Source organism: Allobosea sp. (assembly GCF_035999205.1).
Taxonomy (GTDB): Bacteria; Pseudomonadota; Alphaproteobacteria; order Rhizobiales; family Beijerinckiaceae; genus Allobosea.
In genome coordinates this window covers 1-21363 of the sequence record NZ_DASYHA010000016.1, presented here as the reverse complement: position 1 = coordinate 21363, position 21363 = coordinate 1, and the positions used below count along the sequence as shown (strand labels likewise).

General features: G+C 65.5%; 15 protein-coding genes and 1 pseudogene. 6 read left to right on the top strand and 10 right to left on the bottom strand.

The window, feature by feature from the left end; translation table 11 throughout:
- Positions 1–32 precede the first annotated feature (32 nt).
- From VGN82_RS05570 to VGN82_RS05555, 4 genes are read right to left on the bottom strand one after another with little or no spacing between them, the layout of a single operon-like run.
- Positions 33–617, bottom strand: coding sequence for a hypothetical protein (locus VGN82_RS05570; protein ID WP_414644207.1), 585 nt, complete (start codon positions 615–617; stop codon positions 33–35).
- A gap of 57 nt (positions 618–674) precedes the next feature.
- Positions 675–2921, bottom strand: a complete 2247-nt coding sequence (locus tag VGN82_RS05565) for a xanthine dehydrogenase family protein molybdopterin-binding subunit (protein WP_327526006.1) — start codon at positions 2919–2921, stop codon at positions 675–677.
- Between the two features lie 10 nt (positions 2922–2931).
- Entirely contained in the window at positions 2932–3393 is a 462-nt protein-coding gene (locus VGN82_RS05560) for a (2Fe-2S)-binding protein (protein ID WP_327526005.1), read from the bottom strand.
- Between the two features lie 53 nt (positions 3394–3446).
- Positions 3447–3878, bottom strand: a complete 432-nt coding sequence (locus VGN82_RS05555) for a GlcG/HbpS family heme-binding protein (RefSeq protein ID WP_327526004.1) — start codon at positions 3876–3878, stop codon at positions 3447–3449.
- Positions 3879–4102: 224 nt separating this feature from the next.
- Between VGN82_RS05555 and VGN82_RS05550 the strand changes: the two genes are divergently transcribed.
- Positions 4103–7048, top strand: a complete 2946-nt coding sequence (locus tag VGN82_RS05550) for a winged helix-turn-helix domain-containing protein (protein ID WP_327526003.1) — start codon at positions 4103–4105, stop codon at positions 7046–7048.
- A 248-nt stretch (positions 7049–7296) separates the two neighbouring features.
- Here the strand turns inward: VGN82_RS05550 and VGN82_RS05545 are convergent, their stop codons facing one another.
- The 5 genes from VGN82_RS05545 to VGN82_RS05525 form a co-directional block, all read right to left on the bottom strand.
- Entirely contained in the window at positions 7297–8472 is a 1176-nt protein-coding gene (locus VGN82_RS05545) for a Gfo/Idh/MocA family protein (RefSeq protein ID WP_327526002.1), read from the bottom strand.
- A 68-nt stretch (positions 8473–8540) separates the two neighbouring features.
- A complete protein-coding gene (locus VGN82_RS05540; RefSeq protein ID WP_327526001.1) occupies positions 8541–9503 on the bottom strand; it encodes a substrate-binding domain-containing protein in 963 nt (320 codons plus the stop codon).
- Between the two features lie 27 nt (positions 9504–9530).
- Positions 9531–10550 carry an ABC transporter permease gene (locus VGN82_RS05535; RefSeq protein WP_327526000.1) on the bottom strand — a complete coding sequence of 340 codons (1020 nt, stop codon included), beginning with the start codon at positions 10548–10550 and terminating at the stop codon, positions 9531–9533.
- Positions 10537–12063: a sugar ABC transporter ATP-binding protein gene (locus tag VGN82_RS05530; protein ID WP_327525999.1), complete on the bottom strand. Its 1527-nt coding sequence runs from the start codon at positions 12061–12063 to the stop codon at positions 10537–10539. Before VGN82_RS05530 ends, VGN82_RS05535 begins: the two co-directional genes overlap by 14 nt.
- A complete protein-coding gene (locus VGN82_RS05525; RefSeq protein ID WP_327525998.1) occupies positions 12060–13262 on the bottom strand; it encodes an ROK family protein in 1203 nt (400 codons plus the stop codon). Before VGN82_RS05525 ends, VGN82_RS05530 begins: the two co-directional genes overlap by 4 nt.
- Before the next feature lie 198 nt (positions 13263–13460).
- Between VGN82_RS05525 and VGN82_RS05520 the strand changes: the two genes are divergently transcribed.
- A complete protein-coding gene (locus VGN82_RS05520) occupies positions 13461–14528 on the top strand; it encodes a sugar phosphate isomerase/epimerase family protein (RefSeq protein WP_327525997.1) in 1068 nt (355 codons plus the stop codon).
- 87 nt (positions 14529–14615) lie between these two features.
- Here the strand turns inward: VGN82_RS05520 and VGN82_RS05515 are convergent, their stop codons facing one another.
- The gene (locus VGN82_RS05515) at positions 14616–15527 is read right to left on the bottom strand and encodes a LysR substrate-binding domain-containing protein (RefSeq protein WP_327525996.1); all 912 of its coding nucleotides are present in this window, start codon (positions 15525–15527) and stop codon (positions 14616–14618) included.
- Positions 15528–15669: 142 nt separating this feature from the next.
- Between VGN82_RS05515 and VGN82_RS05510 the strand changes: the two genes are divergently transcribed.
- The 4 genes and pseudogenes from VGN82_RS05510 to VGN82_RS05495 all read left to right on the top strand — a co-directional run.
- A complete protein-coding gene (locus VGN82_RS05510; RefSeq protein ID WP_327525995.1) occupies positions 15670–17736 on the top strand; it encodes a hydantoinase/oxoprolinase family protein in 2067 nt (688 codons plus the stop codon).
- A gap of 2 nt (positions 17737–17738) precedes the next feature.
- Complete coding sequence (locus tag VGN82_RS05505) at positions 17739–19493, top strand: hydantoinase B/oxoprolinase family protein (protein WP_327525994.1); 1755 nt, start codon at positions 17739–17741, stop codon at positions 19491–19493.
- Positions 19494–19562: 69 nt separating this feature from the next.
- Positions 19563–21095, top strand: coding sequence for an ABC transporter substrate-binding protein (locus tag VGN82_RS05500; protein ID WP_327525993.1), 1533 nt, complete (start codon positions 19563–19565; stop codon positions 21093–21095).
- 85 nt (positions 21096–21180) lie between these two features.
- Positions 21181–21363: pseudogene (locus tag VGN82_RS05495) on the top strand (glutathione ABC transporter permease GsiC); the annotation flags it as partial.

Here is a 21363-nt window from a genome sequence, read left to right as displayed (position 1 = left end):
TGGTCTCAACCTTCTCGCCAATGTTTGCGTTATCAGCCTGGACAGGGCTGTCCGGCAGCTCCCCACAGCGCCATATCCTTGACATGGTCCTCGAATGTTCCCGGCGGGGTCGAGCGGCCCGCACCTGGCTCCCATGCCCGGGGGATAAATCCGTGCAGAGAGGCATCGTGCCGCAGATGCTCAAGCAGTCCGGCCGCGTCGCGACCACCATTGCGCTTGGGATCCTTGAGCTGGGCACAGATTTCGGCGCCGCTCTTGCCGAACCAGATGAACTCGACCGGAGCGAGCTGCCAGTCGATGCCTGCCGTCAAGGGCGCTGGTGCAGGCGGGTTCGGCAATGTCGACGTGACATGGCAGCTCGAGCAGGGAACAGTCTCGGCTCCGATGCGGCTCTCGCCGCCCCGAATGTTCATGCCGTGTACGCGTGACTTGCCTTCGCCGGCCGGCGTCCAGATCGGAATGGCCTTCGCGTCGACATGGCAATTTGCGCAGCGCGGATGCGTCACCACGGCTTCGACTCTCTTCCAGGCCAGCAGCCCCTCGGCTTGGCTGACGCTGCCCAACGGCAACGCATCCTTCGACGGTTCCTTGGCCAGGACAATTCCCACCAGGGCCACGATCGACGAGCTAGCGAGCGTGAGCGCGATCAGGGTTGTGCTTCTCATGTCCCGCCCTCACACGAAATCGATGAACTTGTTGAAGGGCATTTCCCGGATGCGCTTGCCGGTCGCGGCGAAGATCGCATTGGCCAGCGCCGGCGCCGCCGGTGGTACGGGCGGCTCGCCGATGCCCCTGACCGTGTAGTCATTTTCGAGGCCGCGCACCTCGATCGCCGGGCACTGATACATGCGCATGGCTTCGTGATGGTGGTAGTTGGTCTGCTGCACGGCCCCCTTCGAATAGGTGAGTTCGCAGTTCATGGCATGGCCGAGGCCCCAGACGACGCCGCCCTGGACGAGGTTCTCGAAATTGACGGGATCGACGACCTTGCCGACATCGGCCGCCACCCAGACCTTGTCGACCTTGATGCCCGCATCGGTCATCGTCACTTCGACGATCTCGGCGACAGCCGTTCCGAAGGACTCGACGAACGCGACCCCCCGGCCCTTCCCGCCTCCCAGGGGTCCCTTCCAGTCCGCCATCTCGCCAACGGTTTCCAGGAGCTTCCGGTAGATCGGAATCCTGCACATCTCGATGCGCGCCTTCAGCGGGTCGAGCCCCGCGGCGTGGATCAATTCGTCGATGAAACTCTCGGTGAAGAACCCATTGGCCGAGGCCCCGACGGAGCGCCATGTCGTGGATGGCGACAACCCCTGTATCTCGAAGCTCCGCGCGCGATAGTTGGGAATGTCGTAGTAGACGTTCCAGATGCCGACCGCGAGTTGGCCATCGGGATCCTTGGTGGGCGCGCCCATTCTCGCCTGAAGTTCCTTGAACGGCGCCGTTGCGGCCACCTGCAGATCGGCCGCGACGATCTTTCCGTTCTTGACGCTGCCCCGATACTTCCCCATCGCGATCTGGCGGGGAATGTCCTGAAGGAAATCCTCCTCCCGCGAGAAGATGAGCTTCACCGGTGTTCCGCGCAGCTGGTTCGCGATCTCGGCGAGCACGCGGATGTTCTCGAACTCGAGGCGATGCCCGAAGCTCCCGCCCATCCACTCGTTATGGAACGTCACCTGTTCGGGCTTCATGCCGATCGCCGTTGCGGCGATGTACTGCACGGACTGCGGCGTTTGATGGCCGACCCAGATTTCCATGTCCTTGTCGGTCACGATGCCGATGCCGTTGAGCGGCTCCAGCGGCTGATGCCCGACATAGGGCGCGCGATATTCCGCCTTGACCAGCGTTCCGTCCTTCAATCCGGCGTCGATATTGCCGTCGTTGCGCCATTCCTTGGCGAGGAATTGCGGCGAGAAGGACGAGGCCGCGATTTTCCAGTGCTCAGCCTGCTCGGCAGGATATGTGCTCGGCTCCCAGACGCAATCGACAGCTGCGGCCGCCTGCATCGCGTACCAGCTGTTGGTCGCGATCACCGCGATGCCATTCGATATCTTGAGGACCTTCTGGACCCCCGGCATCGCCTGGGCCTTGCTCGCATCGTAGGATTTGATCGGCTGGCCCTTGTTGGGGTTCAGCTTGACCGCCGCGTAGACCATGCCGTCCATCGCCCGGTCGATGCCGAATTTCATCTCGCCGGTGACTTTCGAGCGGATGTCGAGGCGCTCCATCGGCTTGCCGAGAATTCGCCATTGCGACGGGTCGCGGAGCTTGGTGACCGCAACCGGCGTGATCTTCGCCGCATCCGCTGCGAGAGCGACATACGAAATTTTTGTTCCGTTCGGCAGGATCACGTTTCCCGCCTCTGTGCGCAGCTCGGCCGCCCGGATGCCGCTGCGCCTGGCCGCAGCCGCCTTCAGCGTCTCACGTGCGACCGCGCCGGCCATTCGCAGCTTGTCGTAGGTGTCCGGAATCGTGCTGGAGCCGCCGGTCATCTGGAGACCGGCCTTCCTGAGCCACTCCAGAGCGGCCGCGCGCGCCTTCTCGGCCTCGGGGCTCTGGTCCGGCGCCATGAAGGGCGCGAGTTCATGGGCAAAACCGGTGTTGAAATAGGCGGGGCTGGGTCCGGCGAAGCGGATCTCGAATTGGCCCGGCTCGAGGTCCAGCTCCTCGGCGATCATGAGCGGCTGGATCGAGCCGACACCCTGGCCCTTGTCGGCATGCTGGGCGATCAGCGTGATCTTTTCCGGACTGATCTCGACCCACGGATTGAATGTGACCGAATGCGGACCGAGGCCCGCCGTCAGCGGGTTCGCCGCGGCTGGGGACGAAGGTGCCTGCGCCTGGGCATACTGCCCGAAAGCGACACCTCCGGCCGCCGCGGCGGAGCCGAAAACGAAGCTGCGGCGGGAAAGATCGGACATTTCACCCATGTCATTTCCCTCCCATCTTCGCGGCGGCCGCATGGATCGCGATGCGAATGCGCTCATAGGTGCCACACCTGCAGAGGTTGCCTGACATCACGTCGTCGATGTCCCTGTCGGTCGGCCTCGGAATGGCTTTGAGGAGCGAAATCGCCTGGATGATCTGGCCGGTCTGGCAGTAGCCACATTGCGGGACCTGATGCTCGATCCAGGCTTCCTGAACCGGGTGCAGCTTTCCGCTGCCGACCGCTTCGATGGTGGTTATCGCCTTGCCTGCGACATCGGCGGCCCGCGCCTGGCACGAGCGGACGGCGGCTCCATCGATCTGCACCGTACAGGCGCCGCACTGAGCTATTCCGCAGCCATATTTGGGGCTCGTAATGCCGAGCTCATCGCGCAGGACCCAGAGCAGAGGCATCTCTGGGACGACGTCGACTTGATGCTTCACTCCGTTGACCGTGAGTTCGAACATGACAGCGCTTTCCCTCGGCAGACGTTACTGTTCGTTGCCGCGAATGCGGCGTTCTACGATTTCGGGCTCTGGCTGATGGCGGCCGCGGCTGCTGCGGCGACCGCAATGTCCTGATCGACCGAACCGGCACTGGTGCCGACCGCGCCGACGATCTGGTCGTCTACCTTCACTGGCAGGCCGCCACCAAAGATCACGACGTTGCCGCCATTGCTCTGCTCGATCCCGAACAGGGGCGCACCGGGCTGGGCCAACTCGGCAAGATAATCCGTCGCCTTGTCGAACATGCGCGCCGTCTTGGCCTTGCCGATCGCGAGATCGATACTTCCCGCGAGAGCACCGTCCTGGCGGGTGAAGGCGATGAGAGCGCCTCCGGCGTCGACCACCGCAATGTTGTAGGGAATTCCAAGGCTCGCCGCCTTGGCCTCGCCGGCCTCAAGCATCTGCTTCGCATCGGCAAGCGTGAGTGTATCGAGCGTGCGAGGCATGGTCCCCTATCTCTCGATTGATTGACACCACAGCTAGCATCGACGGGCCGGCGGCACTGGTTAAAAGATGTAAAATTCAAAACTGCGGGAGCGGTTGCCTCGCCCGGGTGACGGTCATCAAGAAGGTCGTTGGCGATGTTGGAGGTGCAATGGCCTCGCTTACCAGCGACCGGCGCGTTTGGGTCCGGGGCGGCGTGGACGGCGGCGGCGCCTGAGAGCTAGGATTGTCGGGCAGCCAGGCGCTGGTCAGAGGCGGTGCGGAACGTGACGAGGTCAAGCGACGATCAGACGGCCAGATCTCCTGCCACAGCCTGGCGGGCCGTCATTCCTCGCGGCATGCGGCAATCCCGGGACAGGCGCTAGACGACGTGACAGTGATCGACAGTTCAGAACAGGTTCTGTCGTTCGGCTCGTTCGAGCTCGTGCCCTCGCGGCGGATCCTGCTTGAGAACAACAAGCCGGTCGGCATTCGCAGCCGCGCCTTGGATCTCCTATGTCTGCTCGTCGAAGCCTCCGAGCAGATCCTCAGCAAGGATGACCTTCTCGCGCGTGCCTGGCCGGGCACTTTCGTCGCCGAGGCAAATGTTCGTGTCCAGATCAACGAACTGCGTCGCGTCCTCGGCGATGGACGCCATGGCCGGCGCTTCATCGTTACGGTGCCCAACCGTGGATACAGCTTCGTCGAGAAGGTGCACCGCAGGCAGTCTCGTCTGCCCGGCGACCCGGCTAGTGTTCCGGATCGGCAAGGTGACGACATGCCCCCCATACGGTCGGGCAGAATCATCGGGCGGGATCGAGCGATCCAGAGGCTGGCGAAGCAAATCCAGCAGCGCCGAGTGGTCACCGTCGTCGGGACGGGGGGAGTTGGCAAGACCACCCTGGTTCTCTCGGTGATCGCTCAGATGCGCGAATTTGGAGATAGGCCTCCTTGGCAGAAGGTCGTCTTCGTCGATCTCGCTTCTCTTTCCGATGGGCACGCCGTTCCGATCGCTTTTGCGTCGGCGCTCGGTGCGGTCCTGGCCGGCGATGATGCGCTATCGAGCATCGTGCATTATCTGCGAGAGGCGGCTTGCCTCCTCGTCATCGACAATTGCGAGCACGTGATCGACCCGGTGGTCGAAATCGTCGAGGCGATTCTGCGTCACGCACCAGGTGTTGTGATCCTGGCCACGAGCCGAGAGCCGCTGCGGGTCGCCGAGGAGTGGGTCTATCGACTGGAGCCGCTTGCCGCGCCGCCCGTCTCGGAAGCACTCAGCCTGGATGAGGCACTGGCCTATCCTGCTGCTGCTCTGTTCGTCGAGCGCGTGTCCGCCCGCTGCGGCAGCATTGCGCTTGGTGATGAGGATGGCCGCTTCGTAGCCGATATCTGCCGACGCTTGGATGGAATACCTCTGGCGCTGGAACTCGCCGCCGGACGATTTGAAGCTTTCGGGGTGCGCGGGCTTGCCGCCGTGCTGGACAATCTCTTCGCGGTGCTGACCCGCGGCGAGCGCCGTGCCTTGCCGCGGCAACAGGCGCTCCACGCTACATTGGACTGGAGCTTCAACCTGCTGACGGAGCGTGATCGGACGCTGTTGCGGCGGCTGGCCGTATTTCCAAACCGGTTTACACTGCACTCAGCCTCGGTGGTCGCAGCTTGGGGTGAGCTGAGTTCCGCGGATGTGACCGAGGGCATCGCCGATCTCATCTCGCAGTCACTGCTCAGCACGGCTACCAGCGAAGATGGACTCAGCTTCGTTCTGCTGGAGACCACTCGCGCCTATGCCAGGGAAAAGCTCGCAGCCGCGCCCTGCGCAGTCGAAGTCGCCAGGCGGCATGTAAATCTATGCCTTGATCTGTTGGCTGAGATCGATCGAAAGGACCCGGAGCGGGCCCCGGATGAGCAAGCCCTTCTGGCTGATCTGCGGGCGGCCCTTAACTGGGCCTTCTCGCCGGATGGTGACCTCCCATCCGGTGTCTCGCTAACCGTCGCGGCGATTCCGCTCTGGCTGCGTCTTTCGCTGGTCAGCGAATGTCGCGAGCGTGTCGAGAAGGCGCTCGCGCAATATGGGCAGGAACCCGATTCCAGCGATGGCATCGTGCTGAAGCTGCAGACCGCGCGGGGCTGGTCGCTGATGTACAACGCCGGCACGGCGCGAGAGACGAGCGACGTGTGGAAGGCCGCGCATGGCCTCGCGGAGCGGCTGGACGACAACGATTATCGATTGCGGTCGCTATGGGGGCTCTGGGCAGGCCACATGAAGTGCGCCGGATTCGAGGCGGCACTCGACAGTGCATTCCAGTTCAGGAGCGCGGCGGAACAATCCCCCGATCGCGACGATCTGGCGATTGGGGACAGGTTGATCGGAACTTCGTTGCATTTCCTCGGCGACCAGCCGGCGGCGCGCCATCACATCGAGCAGATGCTCGACCGGTACCCACCGTCAGGCCATTTCACACATATTGCCCGTTATCAGGTCTCCCCACGCATCGCCGCCCTGATGACGTTGTCCCGTATCCTGTGGCTGCAGGGCTATACGGGCGCGGCTGCGGACACGGCAGATGCCAGTATCGCGGAGGCCCGCGCCCTCGATCATCATCTGTCGCTCTGCTACACGCTCGCCCAGTCCGCCTGCCCAGTAGCCTTGCTGAACGGCGACCTCGAGCGGGCGGAACGCCTTATCGATGACCTGCTCGACGAGACGGCGCGTCACCGGCTCGAGGTCTGGCATATCTATGCGCAGGGCTATCGGGGTCACTTGCGGTTCTTGCAGGGTGAGCCCGAGCGTGGCCTGCCTCTCATGCGACGGGCAGTCGACGAACTCCGCAGCGCGCGCTTCATGCAGCACCATTCGGCGTTCGTTCTCGCGCTCGTCGAGGCGCTCATGTCGTCCGGCCAGTCGGATGCTGCCAATGCGTTGCTCGACGAGCAGTTGGCTCATCTCGCGCGCGGCCATCGCCTATGGGTCGCGCCCGAGATCCTGCGCCTCAAGGGCGAGCTGACAATGCGCCTAGGCGATCAGATCGCAGGCGAAGCGCTTCTGGATGAGTCGCTATCATTGGCCAAAAAAAGTGGCGCGCTCGGGTGGCACATTCGCTCTTATTCGAGGTCGTCTAAGAAAAATGACGATAGAATGCGAGAAATCGAGAATCTTATTCCGAGAGTTCTGATTGAATACTCCAGTGTCTAATTATTCGACGCGCAAACGCGCTAGTTTCATGATGATTTTGTTCTAAGAAATAGTGCTCCTTTCGCGGGGCGCTCGCGGCAGAGGCTGGACCCGACGACGACGTGGTTTCCTTTGCCCTTCACTATCCCCTTATTGCATCCCGCCAAGGCGAACTTGGCGCGCTGCAGAACAAGTGACGCCGAAATCCCTGTCCGACCCGATAGCCCAGCGTCTGCTGGTGGCGGGTATGACACTCTGGAACGTCGAGGTTACTTGCCTGATGGAGGAAAGGGCTGCCAGCGTCGCGCAGCCGATGATGCCACGGCGCATTCGATGAAGCGCACGCCGCGCGCGCCGTCCTCGACGCGAGGATAATCGGCGTCGATCGGGTCGGCGACCTTGCCAGCGCCCCGGGCGCGGATATCGGCGAAGATGCCGCGATAGACATTCGCAAACGCCTCGATGAAGCCTTCCGGATGGCCGGAAGGCAGGCGCACCGCTCGCCGTGCCGCCTCGCCGAGCCAGGGCGAGCCGCGCGTCAGGATCTCGGCGGCGCCGTCGCGTCGATGATGGACGAGCCGGTTGGGATCCTCCTGCCGCCACTCCAGCGTCCCGAGTTCACCAGCGACCCTCAGACGCAGATCGTTCTCCATGCCGGCATTGATCTGCGAGGCGACGAGCACGCCGCGTGCCCCGCCCTTGAAGCGCAGCAGCATGCTGGCATCGTCGTCGAGGGCTCGGCCGGTCACGAGCGCGCCGAGATCTGCGATCAGTTCCTCGATCTCGAGCCCCGTCACCGTCGAGACCAGATTCTCGGCATGGGAGCCGATGTCTCCGAGGGCGCCGGCGATGCCGCTGCGGGCGGGGTCGGTGCGCCAGCCGGCCTGCTTGTTGCCGGTCGCCTCCAGCGCGGTGGCGAGCCAGCCCTGATTGTATTCGACCACGACCTTGCGGACGGCGCCGAGTGCGCCGCTGCGCACCATCTCGCGGGCCTGCCGCACCATCGGATAGCCGGTGTAGTTGTAGGTGACGCCGAAGACCGTGCCCGCCCTGGCCACCGCAGCGACAAGCGTGTCGGCCTGCTCGCGCGTATGGACGAGTGGCTTGTCGCAGACGACGTTGAAGCCGGCTCCGGCGAAAGCCTGCGCGATCGGGAAATGGCTGTCGGTCGGCGTCACGATGACGACGGCATCGATGCGCTCCTCGGGAGCGCGCTTCAACTCCGTCTCGAGCAGCCTCTGCCAGCTTCCGTGATTGTGCTCGTCGGCGAGGCCGAGCGCCCGCCCCGACGCGATCGCCTTTTCCGCCGTCGAGGAGAGCGCGCCGGCGGCAAGCTCCGCCAGTCCATCGAGCGCGATGGCGTGGCGGTGCACCGCGCCGATGAAGGCGCCATGGCCACCACCGACCATGGCATAGCGCAGGCGGCATGGTGTCGTTTCAGTCATCGGCCTGTCCGTGGTGATGAGGCCGGCTGCTCCGCGAAGGGAGCAGCCGGTATGGGACGCGTCGCGCGTCAGAACGGCGAGTCGGGAAAGTAGAAGTCCTTGGCGTTGCCCTTGTCGATCAGCACCGAGGGGATGATCGTCGTCGCCGGCAGCTTCTCGCCCTTCAGCCGCGCCTCGGCGGTCAGCTTGACCGCGTCGTAGATGAATTTCGGCGAGTAGCTGACATTGGCCTGGATGCGCGGATCCTTGGCGTCGATGATCGTCTTGACCATGTCCTTGGCTCCGGCGCCGCCGAAGATGACCTTGATGTCCTTGCGGTTGGCCTGGTCGATCGCACGAATGGCGCCGAAGGCCATGTCGTCGTCGGCCGCCCAGATGGCGTCGATGTCCTTGAAGCGGGTCAGGAAGTCCTGCGTGACCTTGTAGGCGTCGTCGCGGTTCCAGTTGGCGAACTTGGCGTCGAGCAGCTTAATATCGGGATGGCCCTTCAGCACGCTGTTGAAGGCGTCCATACGCTCGGTATCGAGCGTGGTCGGGATGCCGCGCAGGGCCACGACATTGCCCTTCCCGCCCAGCGCCTTGACGATGTACTCGGCCGGGATCTTGCCGAAGGCCGTGTTGTCGCCGGCGACATAGGCATCCTGCGCCGAGGTGTCGGTCAGGCCGCGGTCGACGACGGTCACATAGGCGCCCTTGGCCTTGACGTTGGCAACGGGGCGGGTGAGCGCGGCGGATTCGAAGGGGAAGACGACCAGCGCGTTGATCTTGTTGACGGTGCTCAGGTCCTGGAGCTGGTTCGCCTGCTCGGTGGCGTTGGCGGCGGTGCGGATCGTGATCTTCAGGTCCTTGTGCTTGGCCTCAAGATCCTTCTTCGCCTGGTTGGCCCAGTAGTTGATGCCGCCCATGAAGCTGTGCGTCGCGGCCGGGATCGAGACCCCGAGATTGACCGGTTCGGCGGCTACGCCGCTGGCCGCGAAGGCGAGGCCCGCTGCGGTGGCGAGCATGAGGCTGCGTCTGGTCTGCTTGAGCATCGCTTCTCTCCCTATGTGAACTCGCCTTCAGCGGCGGCCCTTCTGCAAAAACGCGACGGTGATGATGACGAAGCCCTGCACGGCGGCGTTGAGATAGACGCTGATGAGGCTCGTCAGATTGAGGATATTGCTGATCACCGAGAGCAGGATCGCGCCGACGACTGTGCCGGTGATGCTGCCCTGTCCGCCCTTGAGCGCGGCGCCGCCGACGATGACGGCGGCGATGGCTTCGAGCTCCCAGAGCAGGCCGGTGGTCGGCGAGGCCGAGCCCAGACGCGGCACGTAGAACAGCGTGGCGATGCCGACGCAGATGCCGAGCAGCATGTAGGTCAGGATCTTGACCCGCTCGACATCGACCGCCGCATAGCGCGCCACGGTCTCGTTGGAGCCGATTGCCTGGACATGCCGGCCGAAGGCGGTCTTGTTCAGGATCGCCGCACCGATCACGGCCACGACGAGGAAGGCGATCACCGGCACGGGCACGCCCAGCAGGCTGCCGTAATAGGCCGGGGCGTAGAGATCGGCGAGGCTGTTCTCCAGCGTCAGCGCGCCGCCATCGGCGAAGTAGGTGAGATAGGCCCGGTAGATGCCGAGCGTGCCAAGCGTGACGATGAAGGGCTCGATCCGCCCCTTGGCGATCAGGACACCGTGGATCAGGCCGAAGACGGCTCCGAGCAGCACGGCTAACCCGGCCCCGCAGATCACGGCCAGGAGCGGCGAACCCAGCGCGCCGGCCGCCCAGTTGATGAACATGATGACGCAGCCGGCGATCAGAGCCGCCATCGAGCCGACTGAGAGGTCGATGCCGCCGAGGATGATGACGAAGCACATCCCCACGGCGATGATGCCGATGAAGGCCGTGCGGGTCAGCACGTTCAACGCGTTGTCGAGCGTCGCGAAATCGCTGTTCAGCCCGGCGCCGGCGGCGCAGAGCAGCACGAGGCCGATGATCGGCCCGAGGCTGGCGATCCGGTCGCCGATGGAGCGGCCCGTCTCGGCGCGACGCGCCTCGCCGGCCGGCGCCGCTGCGATCTCAGGCTGCGACATGGCGGGTTCCCGTGGCGTGAGCGATCATGGTCTCCTCCGTCATCTCCGCTCCCTCGACTGTCGCGACAAGCCGGCCGCCACGCATCACCGCGACGCGATGCGCGAGCCCGATCAGCTCAATCAGCTCCGAGGAGATCACGACGACGGCAAGCCCCTGGCGAGCGAGCGCATGGATCAGGAAGTAGATCTCGCGTTTGGCGCCGACATCGACGCCGCGTGTCGGCTCGTCGAGCACCAGAACCCGCGGCTTCGGATGAAGCACCTTGGCGAGCGCGAGCTTCTGCTGGTTGCCGCCGGACAAGGCGGATGCCTTGACCGAGAGCGAACCGGTGCGAATGCCGAACTCGTCGACCGCACGCGCCAGTGCCTTGCGCTCGGCGCCATGGTCGAGCCAGGGCCTCGCATACTGCTCCAGTGCCATCAGGGTGAGGTTGGGCGCGAGCGGGAAGTCAACATGGAGCCCCTTGCCCTTGCGGTCCTCGCTGAGATAGCTCAGCCCGTGACGTGTCGCCTCGCCGAGCGAACGCAGCGTGACCGCCCTCCCCGCCAACGCGACCTGCCCGGTGCCGGGACGCAGGCCGAGAATGCCCTCGAAAAGCTCGGTGCGGCCGGCCCCGACCAGCCCGGCAAAGCCGAGGATCTCGCCCGGCCGCACGGCGAAGGAGATGTCCTGCGCCCAGCCGGGCACGGTGAAATGCTCGACCGCCAAGGCCGGCACGGCAGCCGCGTCGAAGGGCTCCCTGGCGGGGAAGAGATCCTCGATCTCACGGCCGACCATCATCGTCGCCATGTCGTGGCGGCTCAGCGAGGCCGTCGGCGCACGCCCGACCAGCTTGCCGTCGCGCATCACGATCACCTCGTCGGTGATGCGCTCCACCTCGTCGAGCTTGTGCGAGATGTAGACGACGGTGACGCCGTCGGCGCGCATGCGCTCGATCAGCGAGAACAACCGCGCGACCTCCGACGGCGTCAGCGTCGCGGTCGGCTCGTCCATGATGAGCAACCGCGCCTTGCGCGAGAGCGCCTTGGCGATCTCTACAAGCTGTTTCTCCGCGACGATGAGACGGCGCACCGGCGTATCCGGTGCACGGTCGAGCCCGACCTGCCGCAGCGCGGCACCGGCCTCGCGGCGCATCGCCCCCTCGTCGAGGAACCAGCCCTTGCGGCGCTCATGGCCGAGGAAGACGTTGCCGGCGATCGTGAGATCCTCGGCAAGGTTGAACTCCTGGTGGATCAGCACGATACCGCGCTGCTCGGCATCCCGCGAGCCCGAGAAGGCGACGGGCTCGCCGCCGACCAGAACGCGGCCCTCGCTGGGCTTCTCATAGCCGGCCAGGATCTTCATCAGCGTCGACTTGCCGGCGCCGTTCTCGCCGAGGAGCCCGTAGACGCGGCCGGGCTCGAGCGCGAAGGAGACGCCGTGCAGGACCTCGACGGGGCCGAAACGCTTGATGACGCCGTCGAAGGCGACAGAGAGGCCAATGCCTTGCTCACCGGTTTCACGGGCGCTCATGCCGGGCTCCCGCTGCGCAGTGCCTCGCGCATCGCGAGGACACCCGCACCGATCAGACCCGTCTCCGGCCCGAGTGGCGCCGAGGTGATCTCAAGATGGCGCGTCGAGAGTGCGAGCGAACGCTGATTCACGCTCTGGCGGATGGCAGCGAGGAACATCGGGCCGATCGCCGCGACGCCGCCCCCGATGAAGATGTGCGAGGGATTGTAGAAGTTCACCAGCGCCGCCAGAACCTGACCGATCAGCCGGCCCGAGCGGCGAACGATGGCGTCCGCTTCGGCATCGCCGTCACGGCAGGCGGCGCCGATATCGCTCGCCGTGAGCCGGCCCTGCGCCGCGAGTCTGCGCGCCAACGCTTCGCTGCGCCTCTCCCGCGCAGCCTCAAGCCCCATCTCGACAATGGCGGGCGCGGCAGCCATCGCTTCGACGCAGCCGCGATTGCCGCAGCGGCAGAGCGTGCCTTCGGGATCGACGCAGATATGGCCGATGTCACCGGCGGAGCCGGTGGCGCCGCGATAGAGTTCGCCATGGCAGACGATGCCGCAACCGATGCCGGTGCCGACCTTGATGACCAGGAAATTCTCGATCTGCTTGCGCTGACGCCAGAGCACGCCGAGCGCCATCAGGTTGACGTCGTTATCGACGAAGACGGGCGCATCGAGAATTTCGCGCAGATCCTCGCGGATGGCGTAGCTGTCCCAGCCTGGCATCAGCGGCGGGTTGACGAGTTGGCCGATGGCGAAGTTCACCGGCCCCGGCACGCCGATGCCGACCGAGAGCACGTTCTCGCGCGCGATTCCGTGCTGCGCCAGCATCGCCGGCAGCAGCGCGCGCAGCCGCGCCATGATCGGGCCCGGGCCGGCCTGCACGTCGACCTCCTGCGAGTGGCGCGCGATCGGCGTGAGGTCCGGGCGCAGCAATGCGACGTCGAGGCTCGTCGCGCCGATGTCGACGCCGATCAGCACGCCGATGCGGCCATGGACGCGCAGCGTCTCGGGCCTCCGACCGCCGGTGGAATGTTGCACGCCCGCCTCGTCAAGCAGTCCCTGGTCGAGCAGCCCGGCCGCGAGCGCGTTGGTCTTGCTGCGCGAGAATTGAAGCGTGTCGGCCAACCCGTGGCGCGCCACGCCGCCGGCCCAGAACGCCGCCTCCAGCAGCGCCAGCTCGTCCGGACTCAGGGCATGCCATGGCAGTGCCATCGGACCTCCTGCGCTTCCTCATCGACCTTGTTGCGGTCGTTGGCTGAAGGCTATGCCCGGAGTATCGGGCGTCTCAAGACCGAACTTAAGCCAAATTCAGGCAAAAGATAACGCGAAGCCCTTGGCAGGAATGGTGCTGGCTGGGTCTGGACCAGAGGTCGTCACTCGCGGCATCGTCCCGCCAAACGGGAGGATGAAATGCCGAAGACGATGCAGGGGCCAGCAATCTTTCTCGCGCAGTTCGCGGGCGACAAGGCACCTTTCGACAGCTGGCCCGCCATCACCCGATGGGCGGCAGGGCTGGGCTATCGCGGCGTGCAGCTGCCCTCCAATGATGCGCGCCTGTTCGATCTGGCGAAAGCGGCGCAGTCGCAGGATTATTGCGACGAGATCGCCGGCATCGCGCGCGAAAGCGGCATCGTCATCACCGAGCTCTCGACCCATATCCAGGGCCAGCTCGTCGCCGTGCATCCGGCCTATGACGCGGCCTTCGACGTCTTCGCGCCGGCACAACTGCGCGGCAAACCGGCCGAGCGGCAGGCCTGGGCGGTGGAGCAGATGAAGCTCGCCGCCAAGGCCTCGCGCCGGCTCGGGCTCGACGGCTCGGTCAGCTTCACCGGAGCGCTGGCCTGGCCATATCTCTACCCCTGGCCGCAGCGCCCGGCCGGGCTGGTGGACGAGGCCTTCGGCGAACTGGCGAAGCGCTGGCGGCCGATCCTCGACGTCTATGAGGAGCACGGTGTCGATGTCGGCTTCGAGATCCATCCCGGCGAGGACGTCTTCGACGGGGCGACCTTCGAGCTCTTCCTCGACAGGCTCGGCGGCCATAAGCGCTGCCGGATCAATTACGATCCCTCGCATTTCCTGCTGCAGCAGCTCGACTACCTCGCCTTCATCGACATCTATCACGAGCGCATCAGCGCCTTCCACGTGAAGGACGCGGAGTTTCGGCCGAACGGCCGGCAGGGCGTCTATTCCGGCTTCGCGTCCTGGATCGAGCGGGCCGGTCGCTTCCGCTCGCTCGGCGATGGACAGGTCGATTTCAAGGCGATCTTCTCGAAGCTCGCTCAATACGGCTACGAAGGCTGGGCCGTGCTGGAATGGGAATGTGCCCTGAAGCATCCCGAGGACGGCGCCATCGAGGGCGCGCGCTTCATCAAACACCACATCATCCGCGTGACCGAGACCGCCTTCGACGATTTCGCGGGCGGTGGCGATGTGGGACTGGCGCGGCGGATGCTGGGGCTCGACCAGTCTGCTTCGTGAGCCACCTCGGTCAGATGCAGAAGGTGGACCGCCGGGTCGCAGGTTGAACCTGCGAACAGGTCCTTTGCCTGCACGTTGCTGAATTACTCACATGCTCGAGCGCAGATAGGGGGTCATCCGCAGATCGAAGATCTCCATCAGCGCCTTTTCCGCGCCGCTCTGTGGCGCATCGCGCCGGCGCACGACGGCCAATTCGAGCTCGACCGACGGCTCGAAGTTTGCCGCGACTCCGCCAAGCCGCTCATGATGCGCGGCCGTGATGGCATCGACGATGGCGAGGCCGGCCCCTTCGAGCACGAGCAACGACGCCAGCGGCAGTAGCGGCGTCTCGATCGTCATGGAGACCTCGATTCCGTTGCGGTTCAGCATGGCCTGGACCTGCGTGTCCATCAGCGTTCGCCGCGACGCGCTGACCAGCGTCTCCCCTTGCAGATCCTGCGGCGTGATCACGGCTTTCCCGTGCAGTCGATGCCCTGCCGGCAGGATGCATCGGCAGGCGAGGCGGTACCGCCGCGTGATCTCGAGATCGGCCAAGGGCACGGAGAGGCTGACGAAGCCAATGTCATACTGGCCGGTCATGATCTGCTGCGTCACCGTCTGGGATCCGGCCGAGTCGAAACGGACGGAGATGCCGGGCATCTGTCGGGCGAAATCGACCAGCACCCGGGGAAACAGCGAGTGCGCGAGGATCGGCAGCACGGAAACCGACAGCGTTCCGCGCCGCCCGCGGGCGATGTCCCGCGTCGCGGCCGCGATCCGGTCTAGGCCGACGAAGGAGCGCTCGACCTCCTCCAGGAGCTGGCCGGCCTGCAGTGTCGGCACGAGCCGGCCACTCGTACGGTCGAAAAGGCTCAGGCCGGTGTCGAGCTCGAGTTCCTTGAGCAGACGACTGACGGCCGGCTGGGACAGGTTCAGCGTCGCGGCTGCGGCTGAGACGCTGCCGGTCAACATCGTCAGGCGAAAGGCCTGCAGGCCGCGATAGCTCAGTTGGCGAGACATCCAGTGCCTATAAGGTTTTTGCATACGTCGCGATGGAGATTGTATTTGAGCGCCTGTCTCTCGCGATGCAACATCCGATAACGGCCTGTGGTCAAGCGACCATTCGCAGATATCAGGCGAAGGCCGGTCATAACAGGCAGACATGCCGGGACGCGCAGTCGAGGTCAACGCACGTATGTACAGGGTCAGCTTCGATGTCGGCGGAACGTTCACGGATTTCACCATCCATGACGGGCACAGCGACAGCGTCCGCCATTTCAAGGTCCCCTCCACGCCCGCCGACCCCTCCGAGGCGATCGAGACCGGGCTGGCGGCGCTGATCGCCGATCTCGGCATCCAAGCCGAGGAGATCGGCTTCGTCGGGCACGGCACCACGGTCGCGACCAATATGGTGATCGAGCGCCGTGGCGTCCGCACGGGGCTCATAACGACGAAGGGCTTCCGCGACGTGCTCGAGATCGGCCGGCAGACGCGGCCGCATCTGTTCGACTACGCGGTCGGCAAGCCTCCCCCCCTCGTGCCGCGCGAGCATCGCATCGAAGTCGCCGGGCGCATCGATGTGACGGGAAGAGTGCTGGCGCCTCTCGATGAGGCGGCGGTGCGCGAGGCGGCGCAGCGGCTCATCGCGGAGGGCGTCCAGGCGATCGCCATCTGCTTTCTGCACAGCTATCTCGACGACGCGCAGGAACGCCGCGCCGCCGAGATCGTCCGCGAAGTCGCGCCCGATCTCTACGTTTCGACTTCCGCCGGTGTCCTGCCGGAATTTCGCGAGTATGAGCGGTTTTCGACCACGGTCATCAACGGCTATGTCGGACCGCGCATGGACCGCTATCTCGACCGCTTCCTGCGGCGGATCGGCACCCTCGGCATCGCGACACAGCCCTACACCATCCATTCCAATGGCGGCCTGATGTCGGTCGCGACCGTGCGCTCCCATCCGGTCCGCACCTGCCTGTCCGGTCCGGCAGCCGGCGTCGTCGGTGCGGCGGAGGTGGGCAGATCGGTTGGCCACCCCAATCTCATCACCTTCGATGTCGGCGGCACGTCCACCGACGTCTCGCTGATCGAAGCCGGCGCGCCCTCCTTCGCGTCGAGCCGCCTGGTCGCGGACCATCCCGTGCGGACGCCGATGGTCGACGTCCACGTCATCGGAGCGGGCGGCGGTTCGATCGCCTGGATCGACGATGCAGGCGCGCTCAAGGTCGGGCCGCACAGCGCCGGTGCCGATCCCGGCCCGGTCGCCTATGGGCGTGGCGGTCTGGAACCGACCCTGACCGATGCCAACATCGTCCTGCACCGGCTCAACCCGACAACACTGCTCGGCGGCCGCATGCCGGTCGACGAGGCGGCTGCGCGGCGCGTTATCACCGAGCGGATCGCCGGGCCGCTCGGTATCGGCGTCGAGGAGGCGGCCCTCGGGATCATCCGCATCGCCGTCGCCAATATGAGCCGGGCGATCCGGGCGGTCTCGACCGAGAAGGGCCATGACCTCGCCGATTTCGCGCTTTTCCCCTATGGCGGCGCCGGACCGCTGCACGCGATCGCCGTTGCCGAGGAATGCGATATCCGGCGGGTTCTGGTGCCGCAGGAGCCGGGGACCATGTGCGCCCGCGGCATCCTGATGTCCGACCTCAGCATGGATTTCGTTAAGAGCGAGATCTCGGTCGTGGATCCCGGCAGCTGGCCCGAGATCGCCTCCCGCTTCGCCGCCATGGAGGAAAGCGGATTCGCCTGGCTCGAAGCCGAGCGCGTCGAGACCGGACGTCGCCGGTTCCTGCGGGTGGTCGAAGCCCGCTACAAGGGCCAGAACCACGAGGTCCAGGTCAGGCTCGACGACGAGGCGTCGCGCGTGTCGTTCGAGAGCTTCGTCGCCGGCTTCCGCGCCGCTCATCGCCGGGAGTATGGCTACGACGTCGAGGACCTCGCCATCGAGGTGGTGAATTGCCGCCTCAAGGTGATTGGGGTGATCGAGCGGCCTCAGACCCGCGTGGCGGAGCCCGGCAATGTCGCCCCCTCCCCCACCGAGCGCCGCGAGGTGCGTTTCGCCGAAGGCTGGGTCGACACGCCCGTCTACGTGCGAGCTTCGCTGGGATGCGGCGCGCGGCTCGAAGGCCCCGCGGTGATCGAGGAAATGAGCTCGACCACCGTCGTCGGGCCGGGCCAACGCGTCAGCGTGGATGCCCTTGGCAACCTGGTCGTGGAACTGTGACGATGAACGCAACGCTTCAGGCGAGCCTCGCCGCCCTGCGCAGCACCGGCGAGGCGCATCTCGCCGATCCGATCGCCATGGAGGTCTTCTCCAACCGCCTGCTCTCGATCACCGAGGATATGGGCAACACGCTGGTGCGGTCCTCGTTCTCCACCAATATCAAGGAGCGCAAGGACTGTTCCGTCGCGTTGTTCGACGGGCGGGGCCGGCTCGTCTGCCAGGCCTCGCATGTGCCGCTGCATCTGGGCTCGCTGATGGGCAGCGTCACGGCGGTGCTCAAGGCCTGTCCCGTTGAGCGCATGCGCGACGGGGACGCCTTCATCTGCAACGATCCCTATCTCGCCGGCGGAACACATATGCCGGACATCTCGATCGTCACCCCGGTCTTCATCGACGGCAGCGTTCGCTTCTTTGCGGCGAATATCGGCCATCATTCCGATGTCGGCGGCTCGGTGCCGGGCTCGATTTCCGGCACGGCCCGCTCGATCTTCGAAGAGGGAATCCGGATTCCCGTGATCCGCATCGTGCGGGCGGGAGAACTCGACGAGGATCTGCTCAACCTCGTCTCGCAGAATTCCCGCGAGGCCGAGGAGCGCTCGCTCGATCTGAAGGTGCAGATCGCCACGAATGAGCGCGGCAAGCGTCTGCTGTCGAATCTGGCAGCCCAGATGGGGCTCGATGCGGCGACCGCAGCCGTCGACGATCTGCTCGCCTATACGGCCCGGCGTTTGCGGAACCGCATCCGCGACATCGCGGACGGCAAGGCGAGCTTCACGGCCTGGCTCGACGACGACGGCATAGGCGGCGAACCCGTCCCGCTGCAGGCCAACATCGTCGTCGAGGACGAGCGGCTCCTGCTCGATTTCACGGGCAGTGGTCCGCAGGCGCGCGGAGCGATGAACGTCGCCGAAAGCGCCTTGCTCGCGACCTGCTATTACGTCGTGAAGACGTTGCTCGACCCCGAATTGCTGCCCAACAGCGGCATGTTCGCCTGCATCGAGGTGTCCGCTCCGGCCGGGTCAATCCTCAATCCGAGCTATCCGGCACCGGTCGGCGCGCGGTCGATCACCTGCAACAAGGTCGCGCGGGCCCTGTTCGGCGCCTTCGCGCAGTTGCTGCCGCCGGAGCGGGCGATGGCATCCTCGCAGGACGTCGTTCCGGTGATCATCTTCTCGGGCCAGAGACGGCGCAACGACGGGACGTTCGTCTATCTGGAATCGATGGGCGGCGGCGCCGGCGCGCGACATGATGGCGACGGCATGGACGGCATCCATGTCCACATCACCAATACCTCGAACCTGCCGGCCGAGGCGCTTGAGAACGAATACGCCCTGCTCGTCGACGAATATGCGCTGGTCGAGGACTCGGGCGGCGCGGGCCGTCATCGCGGAGGCCTGGGCATCGCGCGCCAGATTTCGGCGACGCGCGAGGGCATCGTGTTCTCTGCACGCTCCGATGGGCACCGGGCCGGTGCTCCCGGCCTCTTCGGCGGACTGGCCGGAAGGACCGCACGCCTGCTGCGGGACCCGGGCACAGCGGACGAGGCGGAGCTTTCGTCCAAGATATCCAATCTCGTCCTGAAAGCCGGGCAGTCGGTCAGGCTCGAAACGCCGGGAGGCGGAGGCTTCGGCCTGCCTTCCGAGCGCGACCTGCCATCCCTCGCGGAAGACATTCGCTCCGGCAAATGCAGCCGCAGTCAGGCCGAGCGCGACTACGGGGCCGAGAAGGTGGCGCAGGCGCTGGCGCAGGTGGACTGAGATTTCAAAGGCGGGAGCGCACGGGCGTTCGCGCCCGGGACTGCTCCGGCCATAACAAGGAGCGGGACGATGACCGACAGGAACTTCAACCCCAGCCGCCGCGCCGTCATGGCGGGGGGCGTCGCCTTCGCCGGCGCTCTGCTGGCGCCGCATGGTGCGCGCGCTCAGAGCAAGGACACGTTGCGCTTCGCCCTGTCGAGCTTCCCGGCCAATCTGCGGCCGTTCCAGCATGTCGGAACGAGCGCCGGCGCCGTCAAGCTGATGATCCATCGCGGCCTGATCGGATACGATGCCGCCGGCAAGCTGCGCGGCGAGCTCGCCGAGAGCTATCGCGCGGATGGCGAGCGCGCCTATGTCTTCGAGCTTCGCGAGAACGCCCGGTTCCACAACGGCGATCCCGTGACCGGCGAGGACGTGAAGTTCTCGATCGAGCAGATCGCGGGAGCGAAATCGACCGCCTATCTCAAAGCCGCCTACGAGATCGTCGAGAGTGTCGAGGTCAAGGGGCGCAGCGTGCGCATCGTCCTGAAGGCGCCGTCGGCCACCTTCCCGTTCCATCTCGCCAGCTTCAATGCGCCGATCATCTCGGCGAAATCGACGGATAGCGAGCCGATCGGTTGCGGCCCGTACCGTATCGCCGGGATCGAACGTGGCACGCGCATCGACCTGGCCGCCTTCGACGGCTTCTTTAGACCCGGCTTTCCCAAGACCCCCAAACTCGCCTGCATCGCCTATGCCGACGAGAACCTGCGGGTCGCCGCCCTGCAGGCGGGCGATGTCGATCTCATCGAATACGTGCCGTGGCAGAGCATGGAGTCGATCGCGAACAATTCGACGCTGAAACTCGATGCCACCGACGGTCCGTTCATGGGGCTGGTCTTCAACGTCAAGCAGGGGCCATTCACGAACGCCAAGGTGCGCCAGGCCGTGGCCTATGCGGTCAATCGCGCCGACATCGTGAAGGCCGCCTTCTTCGGTCGCGGAACGCCGATGGAAGGGCTTCCGGTCGTGCCGAATTCACCCTTCTACGACGCTGCGCGCGAGGCTCACTGGAAGCAGGACATCGCGAAGGCCATGCAGCTGCTGGCGGAGGCCGGCCTGCCCAACGGCTTTCAGGCAACGCTGTTGTCCTCGGCGCAGTACGGCATGCACAAGGACACGGCCGAAATCGTGCAGCAGAGCCTCGCCGCCGTTGGCATCCAGGTGACGCTGCAACTTCCTGACTACGCGACGCGGCTCCAGATGGGCAATCGCGGCCAATACGAGTTCGCCGTGGTCGGATATGCGCTCGACTATGAGGATCCGGATGCCATGTCGAGTTTCCTCGCGGGGTCCACGGCTTCCTATCAACGCTCGTTTGGCTTCGAGAACAAGGCGATCGCCGAACTGCTCGCGAAGGGCCGCGGCGAGCTCGATCCGTCGGCGCGCAAGCGGATCTACGATCATCTGATGCGCCTGGCGCTGGAGGAAGCGCCCATGGTCGGTCTCGCCTGGCGCTCGCAGGGCTATGCTTTCCGGCGCGAGGTCGAAGGCTTCCGCAGCCTGCCCGGCTCGCTGTCCTTCTACTCGCCGGTCACATTGGCCGAGACGGGCATCCGTTGATGCATCGCAAGGACACCCTCCGCTCCATGCCCCTCAGGCCTTCTCGCCTCTCCTCCGGCAACATGCTCGAAGAGACCTATTTCGGATGAGCGCGGCCTGGCTTGCGCGCAAGCTGGCGACGGTGATTGGCCTCGCCTGGCTCGTCGCGACGATCGTCTTCCTGGCGCTGCACATGGTGCCGGGCGACCCGGCGGAGCTTCTGCTCTCGACCGGCGGCGTCTCGCCCGATCCGGCCTCCGTGGCCGAGCTGCGCGAGAAGCTCGGCCTC